The organism is Bacteroidota bacterium, assembly GCA_017303905.1.
In the GTDB taxonomy this organism is placed as follows: Bacteria; Bacteroidota; Bacteroidia; order B-17B0; family Aurantibacillaceae; genus JAHEYG01.
Genome location: JAFLBH010000002.1, coordinates 151,868 through 169,451, shown reverse-complemented (window position 1 = coordinate 169,451; position 17,584 = coordinate 151,868). Strand labels below are relative to the sequence as shown.

General features: G+C 35.9%; 8 protein-coding genes. 3 read left to right on the top strand and 5 right to left on the bottom strand.

Annotated features, from left to right (window positions below; translation table 11 throughout):
• Window positions 1-36: 36 nt before the first annotated feature.
• Window positions 37-4,401: a DNA polymerase III subunit alpha gene (dnaE, locus tag J0L69_08485; protein MBN8693220.1), complete on the bottom strand. Its 4,365-nt coding sequence runs from the start codon at window positions 4,399-4,401 to the stop codon at window positions 37-39.
• A 23-nt stretch (window positions 4,402-4,424) separates the two neighbouring features.
• Window positions 4,425-4,979 carry a PH domain-containing protein gene (locus tag J0L69_08480; protein MBN8693219.1) on the bottom strand — a complete coding sequence of 185 codons (555 nt, stop codon included), beginning with the start codon at window positions 4,977-4,979 and terminating at the stop codon, window positions 4,425-4,427.
• Between the two features lie 73 nt (window positions 4,980-5,052).
• Between J0L69_08480 and J0L69_08475 the strand changes: the two genes are divergently transcribed.
• The 3 genes from J0L69_08475 to J0L69_08465 all read left to right on the top strand — a co-directional run bounded on the left by J0L69_08475 (window position 5,053) and on the right by J0L69_08465 (window position 10,199).
• The gene (locus tag J0L69_08475) at window positions 5,053-7,041 is read left to right on the top strand and encodes a tetratricopeptide repeat protein (GenBank protein MBN8693218.1); all 1,989 of its coding nucleotides are present in this window, start codon (window positions 5,053-5,055) and stop codon (window positions 7,039-7,041) included.
• Window position 7,042: 1 nt separating this feature from the next.
• Window positions 7,043-9,055: a SpoIIE family protein phosphatase gene (locus tag J0L69_08470; protein MBN8693217.1), complete on the top strand. Its 2,013-nt coding sequence runs from the start codon at window positions 7,043-7,045 to the stop codon at window positions 9,053-9,055.
• A 76-nt stretch (window positions 9,056-9,131) separates the two neighbouring features.
• Window positions 9,132-10,199: a branched-chain amino acid aminotransferase gene (locus J0L69_08465; GenBank protein MBN8693216.1), complete on the top strand. Its 1,068-nt coding sequence runs from the start codon at window positions 9,132-9,134 to the stop codon at window positions 10,197-10,199.
• Window positions 10,200-10,209: 10 nt separating this feature from the next.
• On the opposite strand, the gene J0L69_08460 is transcribed toward J0L69_08465, so the two are convergent.
• From J0L69_08460 to J0L69_08450, 3 genes are all read right to left on the bottom strand, one after another.
• Window positions 10,210-10,830, bottom strand: coding sequence for a hypothetical protein (locus J0L69_08460; protein MBN8693215.1), 621 nt, complete (start codon window positions 10,828-10,830; stop codon window positions 10,210-10,212).
• A 99-nt stretch (window positions 10,831-10,929) separates the two neighbouring features.
• Window positions 10,930-13,965, bottom strand: a complete 3,036-nt coding sequence (locus tag J0L69_08455) for a M4 family metallopeptidase (GenBank protein ID MBN8693214.1) — start codon at window positions 13,963-13,965, stop codon at window positions 10,930-10,932.
• Between the two features lie 68 nt (window positions 13,966-14,033).
• Window positions 14,034-17,507: a M4 family metallopeptidase gene (locus tag J0L69_08450; GenBank protein ID MBN8693213.1), complete on the bottom strand. Its 3,474-nt coding sequence runs from the start codon at window positions 17,505-17,507 to the stop codon at window positions 14,034-14,036.
• Window positions 17,508-17,584 lie beyond the last annotated feature (77 nt).

Sequence of the window (17,584 nt, the reverse complement as noted above, 5' to 3'; positions counted from 1 at the left end):
TAATCAAATATAATAAATTGTTTTTAAGTAAAAAAGTTAATTTAATTCGCAAGCCACATTGCCCATTCGTTCCAGTTCAAACATTAAATCGTTGCTAATAGCTACTTTATATCCTTTAGAATGAAGCTTAATGCTAATGTTTTCATTAGGGTCTTCCACATAAAATTCAACATTCGATTTTCCTTCAAATTGTCGGAATAAATTTTCAAGACTGCTGATTAATTCGTCGGTTAAATTATTAACGTCAATTTTTAATTTAAGATGGCTAAAGGCTTTTTGTTTGATTTCATCCAGTAATTCTATTTTCTGAACTTTCAGCTCTAAACTTCCGGGTTGATTGTAACGTTCCTGAACACGTGCTTTAACAAAAATAAATAATTGAGGCACCATGAATTTAGAATACTCAACAAAGTCTTTTCCAAATAACATAATATCAAAAGCGCCGTGGTAATCTTCTATTACAATTTTACCAAACTGATTACCGGTTTTTGATGTACGGGTTTCTGTATTAACAACAATTCCTGCAATGGTTACTTCTTTATTTTTGAAAGGTTCTAATCCTGCTTTCAACTGAGCGCAATTCGCTTTACATAAATGTTCTATCTCTAATTTGTAAGGATCGAGCGGATGTCCGGAAATAAAAAATCCTACCACTTCCTTTTCACGTGCCAATTGTTCTAATGAATTCCACGGTTCTACTTTCGGCAATTGAGGTTCTGTAATTTCAATTTCATCTTCGCCTCCAAATAAACTGGCTTGTGATGTATCAGTGCCGTTGTTCATTTGATTACCGTATTTAATCATACGGTCGGTGAGGGTAGTGCCGTCTCCTCCTTCAGGTACGAAGAACATAGCTCTGTGTACGCCTTCAAAACTATCCATAGCTCCTGCCAGCGCTAAACCTTCAATCGATTTTTTATTGATGGCTTTGCTGTCGAGTCGTTTGGCTAAATCAAATACAGAGGTAAATTTACCATTGGCTTCGCGTTCCGTCACTAAAGTATTAATTACATTTTCGCCAACACCTTTGATACTGGCCATTCCAAAACGAACATCCCCATTTGGATTCACACTAAACTTACCAAAACCTTCATTTACATCGGGACCCAAAACTTTTATGCCCATTCGTTTACATTCTTCCATAAAGAAGGTAATCTTTTCAATGGCTCCGGAATGATTTAACACAGATGCCATGAATTCAGACGGGTAGTGGGCTTTTAAATAGGCTGTTTGAAAGGCTAAATAAGCATAGCAAGTAGAGTGAGATTTATTAAAAGCATAACTCGCAAATGCTTCCCAGTCTTTCCACACTTTTTCTGCAACCGTGGTATCATGACCGTTAGCTTTACATCCATCCAAATACTTGCTCTTCATTTTATCAAGAACATCCTTCTGCTTTTTACCCATGGCTTTACGAAGTGTATCCGCATCACCTTTGGTAAAATTGGCCAATTTCTGACTCAATCGCATAACCTGCTCCTGATATACCGTGATTCCGTATGTCTCTTTCAGAAATTCATCCATTCCCTCTAAATCATACGTGATAGGCTCTCTACCATGTTTACGATTAACATAGTTTGGAATATAAGCTAATGGACCCGGACGATACAAGGCGTTCATCGCAATCAAGTCGTTAATACTGTCGGGCTTTAAGTCCTTTAAATATTTTTGCATACCGGCACTTTCAAACTGAAAAATACCGTTGGTTTCACCGCGTTGAAATAATTCTAATGTTTTTAAATCATCCAGAGGAATTGCGTCGATATCGATATCTATTCCTTTCCCTTTTTTGATGAGAGCCAGCGCATCTTTAATGATGGTTAAGGTTCTCAATCCAAGGAAGTCCATTTTCAATAAACCTGCTGATTCAGCTACCGAGTTATCGAATTGCGTTACCAGCATATCGCTGTCTTTAGCTTTCGTTACCGGAACATATTTTGTTAATTCATCCGGTGTAATGATTACCCCGCAAGCGTGTATACCGGTATTTCGTAAAGAGCCTTCTAATTCATAAGCTTGCTGTAATACTTTCGCCTCCGGTGTATTCTCCTCAGATAGTTTACGGAAGTTAATCGACTGTTCTACAACCTCACGACGATCTTTTACTTTCTCTAAGTATTTTTCATCAATTCCTCCCGGCTTTAATAAAGCTTTCAATTCTGCTTCCAGACTATCCGGAAATGATTTTGCCAATTTATCGGCGTCAGGCAATGGTAAATTTAAAACACGCGCTGTATCACGGATGGCGGATTTTCCTCCCATTGTTCCATAAGTAATAATCTGTGCAACTTGATTAAATCCGTATTTATCGATTACATAATCAATCACTTTATCGCGGCCCTCGTCATCAAAATCAATATCTATATCGGGCATGCTAATACGGTCAGGATTTAAGAAACGCTCAAAGAGGAGATCGTATTTAATAGGATCGACATTGGTAATTCCTAAACAATAAGCTACTGCAGAGCCGGCGGCACTACCACGACCAGGACCAACAGAAACACCCATTTCGCGGGCTTTGGTGGTAAAATCAGAAACGATTAAGAAGTAACCGGGAAAACCCATACGTTCCATTACACTTAATTCGAAATCCAAACGGTCTTTAATCTCCGGTGTTAAATCCGGATATCGTTTTTTAGCACCTTCATAGGTTAAGTGTTTTAAATAGGCATTTTCACCACGTTTTCCTTTTCCCTCATCATTCGGGTCTAAATCACGCGGATCTTCAAATTCCTTCGGTAATGGAAATTTAGGAAGGAGTACATCACGACCTAATTTAAAGGATTCTATTTTGTCAACGACTTCCTGTGTATTTGTGAGAGCTTCCGGTAAATCACTGAATAAGTCAGCCATTTCCTTAGGTGATTTAAAATAGAATTCATTATTCGGCATTCCAAAACGGAAACCTCTACCGCGACCAACAGGTGTTTCTTTTAATTCACCATCCTTTACACACAACAAAATATCATGCGCTTCGGAACCTTTTTTATCAATGTAATAATTGTTATTAGCCGCAATGCACTTTACGTTATGTTTTTTTGCAAACTGTAATAAAACGTCGTTAACATGGTTCTCATCGGGTAAATTATGGCGGTTTAACTCGACATAAAAATCGTCACCAAATTGTTCTTTATACCATAAAAACGCTTCTTCTGCTTGGGATTCACCTACGTTCAAAATGAGAGAAGGTACCTCACCCATAAGTCCGCCGGTTGTTACTATCAAACCTTCTTTATGTTGAACCAGAACATCTTTATCAATACGCGGTACGTAATAAAATCCATGAACAAATCCGATAGAACTTAACTTAGAAAGATTCTCGTAACCGAGTTTGTTTTTTGCCAGAAATGGTATAGCGAAACCGTTATCTTGTTTCGATTTATCAGTATGGTTTTTGGTTACATATAATTCGCAACCAATAATGCATTTAATTTCCTTCTTCTTTTCGCCTTGCTTTTCACCTTTATCAATGGCTTCATTGTGTGCTTTTATGCCTTTGTTTTGCTTATCTACCGATTGCCAGAAAGTAAAAGCACCATACATATTTCCATGATCAGTAAGTGCAATGGCAGGCATATTATATTCTGCCGCCTTTTTTACCAAATCCGCCACATCACTTGTACTTTGCAATACCGAGAACTGAGAGTGGTTGTGAAGATGGGTAAAGGAAATATTCTTTAAATCAGCAGCGGAAGAATCATTCTGATTTACTTTTTCTTCAGTCTTTGTTTTTTGCTCTTTTAATTTTAATTCATTGGCAAGTAAATCCGATAAATCAGGAGAAACATAATTAACAGAGGAAGCATCAGTAACGTCTTTGATTTTAATGATACCACGTTTGATGATTTCGAAGAATGCTTTCGCTGTAGCCTGTACGTCGAATGCCGCATTATGCGCTTCTGCAAAACTATCGTTAAATAGTTTGGAATATAATTCTGTTAGTGTAGGCCATTTAAATTTCCCGCCTTTACCACCCGGAATGGCGCAGAACTCAGTAGTTTCATCGTTTTTTGTATCAATGCTAGGTTTACCTTCAAAAACATTAGGTAAGCCTTTACGTAAGAATTCGGCACCAATAATATTGATATCAAATTCAATGTTGTGTCCGCATAGATATTTACATTGGTTAACAATCTCAATAAATTGTTCAAGAACTGTTTTTAAATCCTGACCTTCCGCATTAGCGCGTGCGGTAGATATTCCGTGTACCTGCTCCGCATTGAACGGAATGGTATACCCTTCAGGCTTTATGATAATAGAAGCGTGATTTAATAAATTCCCTTTGTCGTCGTGCAATTGCCAAGCTATTTGAACCATTCGCGGCCAATTATCAGAATCGCTTAATGGCGCATTATAGTTTTTTGGTAAGCCTGTTGTTTCTGTATCAAATATTAAGAACATGGTGTGTAATTATGAATGTTGAATTATAAGTTTTTTGAGGCAAGAATTTGCTTGATCTGAGTCAATTCATTCTTTATATCTATTAAAATAGAATCTGAAGAAGCCGATGAAGTGTTAACTGTAGTTGTGTTGCCGCTAGTTTTCTCTTTAATCACTTTTTCACGTTGTGATAAAATAAGATTTTTAAATTCTTCTGCATTTTCAATACCAATCATGCTCATCATGTTGGATTGATGCGCACCGCCACCACCCGCTGTTTCCACTTTTATCATGGTTAAGCCAAATGAGCGAAGGATAGGGCCGCCAATGAAGGAGAGATCCTGAATGTTTTCTAATGGAATAGTTTTTTCGATGTGTAAGATAAATCCTTTTGAAAATTTTAAATGCTTATTACCTAATTCACATTTCAAGGTGTTAAAGAATTTATTGCTTAACCACTGACCTAATCCGAAAATCCAAAAAGGCAAAACAACCAGACCAATGAAACTAACAATAAGATAAAACATAACTACGATAAATATGTATGTTTTAACCTTAGGGTTAAAGGTGGCCTGTCGGATAATATAATTCTCTTCCATAGCCTAAATTTAATAAATAAACAGCCTTGAATTTGCAATGTTGATAATTAAGAAAAATGGTTAAATTAGTACTGTGTTATATTGGAAATCGATAGGGAAATTTTGGTATTTATCATTCGTGTTATCTCTTATTTCTCTGAGTATTAGAGCTCAAGAGGAAGTAAGTAAATTAAGTGAAAATGTAATTTCAAAATCGGTTTTTGAACAACAGCAAGATCGACACATTGAAATAAATGATAGTTTATTCCGTAAGGGAAACCTCAAGCTACAATTTAACTATCTTGAAAATTTACGAATTAAGGCAGTTGAAATTAATTCACCGCGGCTCATCGCTGTTATTGATATATCTTACGGAAACCTTTATTTAGAAACCGGTAATTATTATCGGGCTTTGGAGGCATTTCAAAATGCCATTAAACTTTTTGAAGCCGAAAATTCTTATTCAGGCGTTAATTCGGCTCGTGCCAATATCGGTAATACATATTATTACATGGGTAATTTGGAGAAAGCCTTAGATTATTATAAAAAAGCTATTGAGGATTATAAAAAGATTAAGGATATAAAGCCTGAAACGGAAGGTAAACTTGCGAATCTTTACAATAATCTTGGGATTATTTATGCTTCCAAAAAAGATTATTTATATGGGAAAATTTATTTCGATTTGGCTCTGAATTTATGGCATAAACAAAAAGATACAATCAGCATTGCTTATATATACAATAATTACGCGAGTGTTTATATGGAGCAGAATAAAGTGGATAGTGCCTTTTACTATTTTACAAAAGCAAAAGATCTCAAATTAAGGCACGGAAACCAATCAGATATGGTTGACGCTTATAATAATCTTTGCGATTTTTATCAAAGAACCAATAATAACGCGAAAGCATTAGAAATGGCAAAACTGGCTGAGTCGTTTTTGAATAAAAGTGAATTTACCGCCGATAATCGAGTTACCTATACAAATTTATCAAATCTGTACGCCAAAACCGGAGATGTAAAAAACGAATTGAAATACATTAAGTTATTAAACGTTGTAAAAGATACTTTAGATAAACGGAGTGAGTCGGATAACATTTCCCGTCTGGAATTAAAAAATGATTTTGATAAAATACATTTGGCCGATAGTTTAAAAAATCAGGAAGAAATAAGATTGAAAGATTTAAAAATATCTCAGAAAAAGAATCAATCGTATTTCTTAATCCTTGCGTTGGTTCTGACTTTTTTAGTGCTTGGATTGATTTATTCAAGATTTAAAGTAACTTCTAAACAAAAGAAAATTATTGAAGAACAGAAAGAAATTGTAGAATTAAAAAACAAGGAAATTACGGATAGCATAAATTATGCAAGCCGATTGCAAGGCGCTATTTTACCTTCTGAAACTGTATTCAAAGAAGTTTTTAGTGAATGTTTTATTTTGTTTAAACCAAAGGATATTGTGAGCGGCGATTTTTATTTTTTTGAAAAGAAGGGACAAGATGTTTTTATCGCTGCTGCAGATTGTACGGGTCATGGTGTTCCCGGAGCCATGCTATCCATTGCGTGTTATAATGCACTTCAGAAAGCTATTTTTGAATTAAATCTTAATAACACGGGTTCTATTTTAGATGCCGTAAAAGACATTGTAATCTCCAATTTTAATAAATCGGATAATCAAATTAAAGACGGAATGGACATATCTTTACTTAAGATAGATTTAGCCAATAAGCAAATACAATGGACCGGGGCGAATAATCGTTTAATATATGTGCAGGATAAATTTTTGAATGAATTAAAGCCTGATCGTAAACCTGTAGGTGTTTCTGAAAACTCGACTCCTTTCACAAGTCATACTATACCATATCAAAAGGAAACTGTGTTTTATTTGTTTACTGATGGTTTAACTGATCAGTTTGGCGGACCAAATCAAAAGAAGCTTACCATTGCCAAAGTAAGACAACTAATTGAAGATGTAAAATCAAGACCATTGAATGAACAGAGTAATTATTTCAAATCTGAGCTGGCAGAATGGCAAGGTTCACACGAACAAACGGATGATATCACCATGGTAGCAATAAAAATTTAGTATGAAAACAATTATTTACAAGAGAATTAATCTGGTTTTATTACTTAGTTTTTTATGCTTTAATTTATTCACGCAAGAACAGCATGCTATTAATACCCTTATTTCTAATTTACCGACTTCCAATTCATTTGAAATAAGGAAGGAGTATGTTCGAAATATTAATGATAGTTTAAAGCTCAATGGAAATGTAAAAATCAGATATCTTTATTTAAGTAAATTAAGTCAATCGCTTTCTAATACAAGTGATTACTTATTATTTTCTTATACGAATAATTTACTTGGTTTATTGTATAATAACATTGGTAAATACAATAGTGCTGTTGAATGTTTTGATGCTGCCATTAATGCAATTCAATCAAATATTTCAATCATAAACGATAAAGAAAATTCACAGATTGTATTGCATTTGGTCTATTTAAATTATGGCAATACTTTCTATTATTTAGGAGATTATCCAAAGGCATTACTGTATTATAAGAAGTCGTTGAGTAGTATTTTAAAGAAAGGACTTAAAGATAAAGCAGATAGTGTACGAGTTTCCCAAGTGTACAATAATTTTGGTATAATGTATAATTTAATGAAGTTACCTGAAGAAGGTGCGCATTATTTTCAGCAATCCTTAAACTTAAACGTCAAATTAAAAGATACTGTTAAAATAGCAAATGTTTTAAGTAATCTTGCCAGTTTACAGTCAAATAAACAAGAACACGATAGCGCCCTAAAATTATATTTTATAGTTAAGGCGATTTATGAGAAAGGAGATGATAAAGCAGATCTGGCTTTTGTAAATAGTGAAATAGCGACTGTGTATTTAGAACAAGAGCAACCTCAAAAAGCTTTAAAATATGCATTAACGGCTTTATCCTATTGCGATATTGAGGCAATGAGCTTTGAGTTAGTAAGCGTATACAATATTTTATCAAAAACTTACGCCAACTTGAAAGATTATAAAAATGAAAACATTTATATTAAGAAGTATTACGCGGCTTTAGATTCAGTAAAGGCAGAAGAGGTGTTGAATAATTTGCAGAATAAAGAGCAACAAGAAGAATTTGTTAGAATTCACTATGAGGATAGTTTAAAAACGGCACATGATTTAAGTATAAAGGACATAAAGATAGAAGAGAAAAAAAAGGAAACCTATCTTCTCGTAACTCTTGTTCTTGTTATTCTATTAGCGTTAATACTTATTTTCAAACGCTTTCAACTCACCAAAAAACAAAAGCAGATTATAGAGGAACAAAAGTTAATTGTAGATCTTCGGAACAAGGAAGTAATTGATAGCATAAATTATGCAAAGAGACTTCAATCGGCCATACTACCATCTAATTATGAAATCAATAAATTGATTGGCGAGTCCTTTCTTTTATTTAAGCCAAAGGATATTGTTAGCGGAGATTTTTATTTTGTAGAGGAATATCAAGATTGTCTTTTTATAGCAGCTGCAGATTGTACAGGTCACGGGGTACCGGGGGCTATGCTAACTATTGCTTGTTATAATGCAATGCAAAGTGCCATATTTGAGAATAGTTTAACCCAACCCGGATTAATCCTGGATTTTGTTAGAGATCGAATAGAAAAGCATTTCAATAAATCAAGCGATTCGTTCTATGACGGAATGGATATTTCACTTATTGTTTTAAACAAAACCGAGAAAAAGGTGATGTGGTCGGGCGCTAATAATAAATTGCTTTTTGTAGTTAATAATAGTTTAATGGAATTAAAGGCTGATAGGCAACCTGTTGGAAAATCGGATAAAAAAGCTAGTTTCACTACGCATTTTATTGAATCTTTTGAAGGCACTGTCTTTTATCTTTTCACAGATGGTTTAATTGATCAATTTGGAGGAGATAAAGGAAAGAAGTTTTCAATTTTAAGGCTTAAGAAACTAATTGAATCCACTTTGTCGTTTCCATTAAATAAGCAATTTGAGTTAGTAACTAATGAGTTTACAAACTGGAGTAATGGAGTTGAACAAACTGATGATGTTACTTTGTTGGTTTTCAAAATATAACAAATTATATAAATCCATTAAAAATTTGCTTTTTTAATATAATTGTAGTTACTTGGAAGGAACTAATTATTGAGTTATGACCAGTACTGAACCAATCAAAATCCAGAAAATTGCGAAGAGCAGAGTAGGGGAATATGATGTGAATAATGTTCCTTTCGGTAAAGTTTTTTCAGACCACATGTTTGTGGCAGAATATAAAGATGGTAAATGGCATCAAGGTGCTATCATGCCATATCAAGATGTACCAATGAGTTTAGCTTTGTCGGCACTTCATTACGGACAAGCTATTTTTGAAGGTATGAAAGCGTACAAAACATCTAGCGGAGAAATCAATTTGTTTCGTCCTTTAGATAATTTTAAGCGTTTAAATATTTCTGCCGTTCGTATGGCAATGCCGGAAGTACCTGAAGAAATTTTCATGGGTGGATTAAACGAACTTTTGAAATTAGATAAAGCCTGGGTTCCAGATTCTGAAACCGGGAGTTTATATATCCGTCCGTTTATGATTGCTACAGATGAAGCAATTGGTGTTAAAGCAAGTGATACATATAAGTTCATTATCATTACTTGTCCTGCCGGAAAATATTATTCTGAACCAATTAAAGTAATGGTTGAAACGAATTATTTCCGTGCGGTTGAAGGTGGTGTTGGTTTTACTAAATGCGCAGGTAATTATGGCCGAAGCTTATTCCCAACAAAATTAGCTCAGCAAAAAGGATACCAGCAAGTAATTTGGACCGATGCGAAGACACACTCTTACGTTGAGGAATCCGGTACCATGAACCTTATGTTTGTTATTGATAATATCTTAATTACTCCGGCAACAAGTGATACAATTTTAGCCGGTGTAACTCGTGATAGCGTTATTCAACTAGCCCGCGATTGGGGAATGATGGTAGAAGAGCGTAAAGTATCTATTAAAGAAATTTTTGACGCGCACAAAAACGGTAAATTACAGGAAGCATTTGGTGTAGGTACCGCTGCTACCATAGCTCACATTGTTACGATTGGTTTTGAAGGAAAAGATTATGAATTGCCGCCGATTGAAAAGAGAAAATTCTCACCTAAAATTGATCAGGCTTTAAGAGATATCAGAAAAGGTCGAGTGGAAGATAAATTCCGATGGATTATAAAGGTAGCTTAGGCTACCTTTTTTATTTGATGAAAACACTAATAATACCGGTGATGATTAATACAATCCCGGAAATTAACCCCGCATTATGTTCAATTTTATGCGCATTTATTTTCTTAAGAATTTTTTGCGCAAATGAAATCCAGATTACAATACCTAATACGGATATTCCAATATAAAGCACACTGGTTAAGAAGATATATTTAAGTCCCGCCGAACCTGCTAAAATAAAGTAGCCTTCAATTTCTAAGCATGGCGATAAAAACATGCTTGTCACCAAAACCGTAATTATTTTTCTTGAACTTAAAGTTTGTAATTCGCCCTCATTATGTAAATGAAAGTGGTTATGATGATGATGGCGTACGATGAAAATAATTCCCAGAACTACCAAAACAACTGCCATTACATATTCCATGATCTCCTCATAGATAGCACTCACCTTCAAACTAAGCAAGCCAATGGCAATACCCAATAAAACTGTACTTAAAGCATGCGCTAAAGCGGAGATGACAGTTATTCTTAAAGTTTGTTCTTTCGTCCAATTGAATTTTTTCTCAAATGCCAGAATAGGTAACCAATGACTTGGAATAAGCGCGTGTAATACACTTATTGTGACTGTTCCTATAATTAATTGATATAGCATTTAAACCGAGGGGCGAAATTACCATTTTATTTCCATTAATTATAAAAAACAAAAAGCCCCCGGTTCTGAGCTTTAGAGACTGGGGCTTTAAAATAGTATTTATTGCTTAATGAGTTTTGAACGATAATGATGTCCTTGTTCGTCTTTAATCTCGAGTAAGTATACTCCCGCAGAGAGCTTATTCACCGAAATAACTTCATCTATCCCGTTTACTTCTTTAACTAAAACTTGTTTTCCTGTTGCATCAGTTAATAGAATTTTAGCATTCACTAAGTTGTTTAAACCGTTTACGTGAATCAAATCATTAAATGGATTAGGGAAAATAGTTAAGTCTTGAAGTCCTGAAATTTCATTTACGCCAATACAAGGCGATACAACAATGTTTAAATTGCCTGTATTTGAGCATCCGTTGCCATCTGTGTAAACATAATTAACGGTATAACTTCCCGCACCAACTGAAGGATTGAAATTTGTTCCGATAACACCGCTTCCGCTGAAGGTTCCACCGGCAGGACTACCAACTAAAGCCAATGCTCCATCGTCGGTACAAACTTGTGTGTTAGTTGCGCTGGCACTTACATTGGGTAATTGATTCACCGTAACGGTAACTGAATTTGTTAATGAGGTGCAATTATCTTGTTGAACTTCCCAATTATAGAAGAAGAAAAATTGTCCGGCACCACCGCTTGAACCCGTTATTTCAACCAAACCACCAATGTTATATGGATAAGAAACGCCACCACTATTTCTATACAACTGCGCTGTTCCTGCTCCTAATCCTAAACGGTAGCCATATCCGGGATTTAATTTAAAATTAAGATTGACTGTATTAACCCCTGCAGTTAAAGGAATGGTTGTTGTAGATAAAACTGCGTTTGCTGAATTTCTTAACTCAAATACACGATTAGCAGTTGTACTGGCATAAACAACTACCGATTTCAAAGTACAAGGTTGTAAAACAGTTAATGAATCGTAAGCTGTGGTTCCCGGGAAAAATGCTCCGGTACCAATAGCCGTTGAAGTTGGTGCTCCAAAAATAGCCGTATTTGTTAAAGTATTAACAATATAGAATGTACTATTTGATGTTAAAGTTGGACTGATAAAAGCATTACCAATAAATAAAGGAGTTGCCGTGGTATTTGGTACGTTATACCAGTATTGTTGTCCTGTTCCACTTGCGTTTAAAGTAGCGCTGGTACCGGCGCAAATTGGCGCGCTACTTGTAATGTTTGATGGTGACGGAGCGTTTATCGTTAAGTAAGATGTTTTAATGATGGAATCGGGAATAGAAGAGCAATTTGAAGTTGATTTTAGTTTCACGGTATAAACTCCATTTGTAGTATAAGTGTGAGTAGGATTGAAAGAAGTTGAAATGGCTGAGCCATCTCCAAAATCCCAGAAATAATTGTCACCCCCCATTGTTTTGTTTACAAAATTTACGGTTACAGGTAAAGAGCAAATCGAACCGGCAAAAGATGTGAAATTAGTAACTGGTGCCAACGTTCCTGATGGAGCAGGACCAACACCAACAGCATACCATGCATTTTTAACTTGATATACTTCATTAGAACATGCGCCGTATAAATCAGTGGCTGCCTGAATAGATAGAGTTCTTGCTTGAGAATAATTTGTATTTGGCCCGTAATAAACCGTTAAGGCGCGGAATGCAATTCTTGATGCAGCAGTCATACCTATTGAAGTAACAGTATAAGAATTGGAGATATCGTTAACACCTGTACCGCCCTGGCATAATAAATAATACCAGAAATTACTTACACCGCTGTTGGTATGTACGCCACCATTATCACCTGTTCCGGTATACCAGTTTAATCCCTGATATGTATCCGGATCACCATAAGCATTAGGATTCGACATACTTCTGATCACACCAACATCTTCACCCATTAACCAATTTGCAGAAGATGGTTTTGCAAAATGTTCAATAGCTACTCCAAAAATATCAGAATAGCTCTCGTTTAATGCGCCTGATTCGTTTTGATAAACCAATGCTGATGTTTTAGATGTTAAACCATGCGTTACTTCATGCCCACAAATATCTAATCCGGTAAATCCGCCGCCGCCGCCGGAGCCGTAGGTCATCCAGAAGCCATTCCAAAAGGCATTTTGATAAGCAACACCATAATCGGCATAGCTGATTAATTTATGTCCGGCATTATCGATACTATTACGACTGTGTTGCGTTAAATAATAATCATAAACCATTTCCGCTCCCCAATGCGCATCTGTTCCTACTTGTTGGATAGTTGTGGTAGTCCAACTGGTGGTTGTGTTTGTATAATCTACTGCAGCCGAAAAAGTTTGGCTGGTATTTAAGTTATAGGTTTCAACGCCTAAACCGCGACCGGTTTCCTGAAGGCGATATAGCCCCGGAGATACATTATCAACAGTCATTGTTTTAACACCGCTAAAACGTGTATTCGCCGTTGCAGGAACATCAGCCGTATGTATTAAGTTTTCTTCAGAAAGTATAGTTCCGGTTTGCGCATCAACAAATACATTCGCTCTATAAAGTGGTAATTCGGCATAAATATCAAATTTGTAAGCATAACGTAATTCCTCTTGAGCATTCACAAACAAAACAAGTTCTGCTTTAGGGTAAAAAGTAAATTGTGAGTTGTTGAATGATTTTCGCATCTGTGCAGTTTGTGCTTCATTCTCCCACATGTATTTTTGAGCATTTACTTTTTGTAAAGCCTTTTCAAGTGCTTTGCTTTCGTTTAATACAACGGAATTTACAGGCTCGTTATACGCACTAAGATGTCCGTTTAATGAAACGATTTTACCATCTTTAGAATGCGTTACTATTTGTTCATTACAAACAGGAACATTATTGTAGGTAATGGAATAGCGTTGATGCGTATAACCGAGCTCATCGGTTTCACTTTTTAGTTTAGAAATTCTAAACAAATCATTTAAGAAAGTTGAATTGATGAAGCCTTCAGTATTAGATTCGAAAACGGACAATCCCGATTTAATTTTTACAAAATCTGTTTTGCCATTTTTATCATAAGATACTTCTTGTGCAATTGAATTTAATACGCTTTTATTTTGTGAATAAGCAAAAGTGCTTAATCCTAGGCTAAGCGCTAAAGCCTTTACGGTTAGATTTTTCATTTATAATTATTACGGAAATAAATAACAATAGGTTTGGTTACCATACCAAACCTATTGGATTGTAGTGATTATTGTTTTACGATATTTGTTTTATAAACTCTTTGCTGCTGACTTAAAACTTCTACAAAGTAAGTTCCTTTAGCCAGTTCAGAGATGTCGATTATTTCTTGATTAGATGAAGTAGAATGACTGATAATTATTTTTCCTGTTACATCATATACATTTACAGTTAAACTTTCTCCGGAAGTATTTCCGTTTAATATAAAATACTCTGTAGCCGGATTAGGATAAACCGTTAATTTTTCTGTTAATCCATTTAGTAACTCAATACCGGTACAAACATTTACAACAATATTCGTTGAAGTTGAATTACTACAACCTGTACTTGAATTGGTATAAGAATAAACCGCTGTATATGTTCCGGCAGCGGCTTGTGTGTTAAATGTATTTCCGCTCACACCAGTCCCTGAATATACACCACCGGCCGGAGTTCCGGTTAAGGTAACCGGAATACCGCCTGTTGTACTTGTGCAAGCTGTACTTGATGTAGCAGCTAAGCTTACGGATGGTAACGCATTTACAATCACGCTAGACAAAGCAGATCCTGTACAAGAACCGCTTAAGCCTGTTACAGTATAGGTAGTATTAGAAGTTGGACTCACTGAAATACTTTGTGTAGAAGGACCTGAGCTCCATGAATAAGCTGAAGCGCCATTCGCCGTTAACACCGCGTTTTGTCCCGCACAAATTGTAGCTGAGTTTACGGTTACTGTAGGTGTTGGATTCACTACAACAGATGTTGTTAAAGAGTTCGTACAAGATGAACTTGTTCCATATACTGTATAGTTTGTAGTTGAAGACGGAGTAACATTAATAGCGGATGTTGTTTGTCCTGAACTCCAGGAATAAGTTGTAGCACCATTCGCCGTAAGGTTGGCTGATTGTCCGCTACAAATAGTAGGGGTATTAACCGTTAGTGATGGTCCGGCACTGATGGTTGCAGTGACAGCAACCGGAGCACTGGTACATGGCGCTTTTTGCACTTGCCAGTTGTAATAGAAATAGAAATAACCCGGTGTGCTCGCACTTGAACCGGTAATACTTACTAAACCTCCGATGTTATATGGATACACAGCACCTGCACTATTACGGTATAAGTTAACAGCTGATGTAGAGCTCAATCCTAAACGGTAACCTGTTCCGGGAGTTAAGGCAAAATTAATGTTCACTGTATTTGCACCAATAGCAAGGTTCACAATTGTACTTGTGATAACTGCATTCGAAGAATTTCTTAATTCGATTGTTCTGTTACCGGCCGTGCTTGCATACATCACTGCGGTTCTTAAAGTACAAGGTTGAAGTACATCGAAAATTTCGTAAGCAGTATTGGTATTAAAGTTAGCACCCGCGCCAATGTTTGTACTAGTTGGTGCGCCAAACACAGGGGTGTTAGTAGAGGTATTAACTACATAATAACTTGTGGTAGTACTTAAAGATGGAGTAGAGTAGTTGGTTCCAATAAAAACAGGGGTTCCGGTTCCTGTTGGAGAAGTATACCAATACAATTGTGATGTTCCGGTTGCAACCAAATTAACCGTTCCGGTTCCACATCTTGATGCGCCTGTAGTAACAGGATTCGCCGGAGTGTTAATTGTAATGTAAGCCGTTTTAATAATTGAATCCACCGCTGATAAACAACCTACCGCTTTTAATTTTACAGAGTAAGTTCCATTAGCCGTATAAGTATGAACAGGATTAGTTGAAGTTGCTATAGCTGAACCATCACCAAAATTCCATTGGTAACTTAAACCATTTGCAGTGGTATTATTAAAGTTGATAGTGGCAGGCACTGTACAAAATGAAGTGCTATTCGCTACAAAGTTTGGAGAGATTGAATTTGAATAAGCAGGTCCAACACCTACAGCGTACCATGCGTTAGTTACTTGAACTACTTCATTACTACAATTTCCATATAAATCTTTAGCAGCTTGAATCGACAAATTACGCGCTTGGGCATAATTAGTGGAAGGTGTATAATATACGGTTAAGGCACGGAAAGCAATACGCGCAGCAGCCGTCCAACCAATTGATGTAACAGTATAAGAGTTTGAAATATCATTCACACCTGTACCGCCATTCACTAATAAATAATACCAAAAATTACTTACACCACTATTTGTGTGTACACCACCATTATCTGCAGTTCCTGTATACCAGTTAGTCCCTAAGTAAGTATCAGGATCCGCGAATAAACCTGGATTCGACATGTTACGAATACCATTATTTCCTGGTGTCATATCTTCACCAACTTTCCAAGACCATTGAGTAGGACGAGCAAAGTTTTCGATGGTATTACCGAAAATATCAGAATAGCTTTCATTTAATGCACCGGATTCATTACTGTAAGTTAAATTAGAAGTATTGGAGGTTAATCCGTGTGTGATTTCGTGACCACAAACATCCAAAGCGGTTAAGATCGTAAAGGTTGAGCCGTTTCCATCACCATAAGTCATACGTGTACCATCCCAAAATGCGTTAGCATAATTTGTATTGTAATGTACGTAGCTTAATAAATTGTAACCTGCTCCGTCAATACTATTTCTGCTATGAGCACTTAAATAATAATCATAAGTCATTTCAGCACCCCAATGTGCATCAGCTGCAGCTTGGTCAACTCCGGTTGTTGTCCAACTTGTAGTTGTATTGGTGAAATCAGTAGCTGCACCGTAATTAGATCCGTTATTTAAATTATACGTTGCTACCCCATTACCGCGGCCTGTTTCACGCATACGGTATTGATTTGTACCAAAATTATCTACGGTGAATGAACGAACACCACTGTATTTTGTTACGGCAGTTCCCGGTACATCAGCATGACAAATTTGATTTTCTTCTTCTAAAATAGTTCCGCTTTGAGCATCCACTAACACATTCGCTTTGTATAAAGGAACTTCAGCATAGATGTTAAACTTATAAGCGAAATAAACTTTTTCGTTCTTTTGAAATAATACTAATTGTCCTTTTGGTGAATAAGAAAAATCAGGGTCATTTAATGCTTTACGCATATGCTCTTCTTCCTCCTTATTCTCCCACTTATACTTAGAAGCATTTATTTTTTGTAAAGCTTTTTGAAGCGCTTTTTGCTCAGATAAAACTACCGCATTAACGGGTTTTTGTATAGCAGATATATCTCCATTAATGGAAGCTACTTTTCCGCCTGTTCCGTGCGTAACGATAATTGCATTATGAACAGGAATGTTGTTATATTGAACTTGATATCGTGTATGTGTATAACCTATTTCGTCCTGTTCAGACCGCATTTTTTTAACTGTCATGTCATTATTAAGAACAACAGCGTTTAAAAAAGCTTCTGCCGAATTTTCATAAATAGTATAATTTTCTTTCAGCTGTACAAAGTGAACTTTGTTTTTGTCATAAGCTTTTTCTTGCGCCATTTCCATCAAACGTTGATTGGTTTGTGCAATAGAAGTGCCCGTAACGAAGCTTAACAGCAATAAGCTTCCTGAATAGAGGTTTTTCATGTGTTGTGTGTTAGTGTGTGTTTGTTATCTATGAAAGTAGTAAAGCAGAGTGTTAAATGCAAATCTTTAGTCGAATT

Bases quoted from the DNA above. Each gene is read 5' to 3' on its own strand.
- J0L69_08460 (MBN8693215.1), bottom strand. From the start codon at position 10,830: ATGCTATATCAATTAATTATAGGAACAGTCACAATAAGTGTATTACAC.
- J0L69_08465 (MBN8693216.1), top strand. From the start codon at position 9,132: ATGACCAGTACTGAACCAATCAAAATCCAGAAAATTGCGAAGAGCAGA.
- J0L69_08455 (MBN8693214.1), bottom strand. From the start codon at position 13,965: ATGAAAAATCTAACCGTAAAGGCTTTAGCGCTTAGCCTAGGATTAAGC.
- dnaE (MBN8693220.1), bottom strand. From the start codon at position 4,401: ATGTTCTTAATATTTGATACAGAAACAACAGGCTTACCAAAAAACTAT.
- J0L69_08450 (MBN8693213.1), bottom strand. From the start codon at position 17,507: ATGAAAAACCTCTATTCAGGAAGCTTATTGCTGTTAAGCTTCGTTACG.
- J0L69_08480 (MBN8693219.1), bottom strand. From the start codon at position 4,979: ATGGAAGAGAATTATATTATCCGACAGGCCACCTTTAACCCTAAGGTT.
- J0L69_08470 (MBN8693217.1), top strand. From the start codon at position 7,043: ATGAAAACAATTATTTACAAGAGAATTAATCTGGTTTTATTACTTAGT.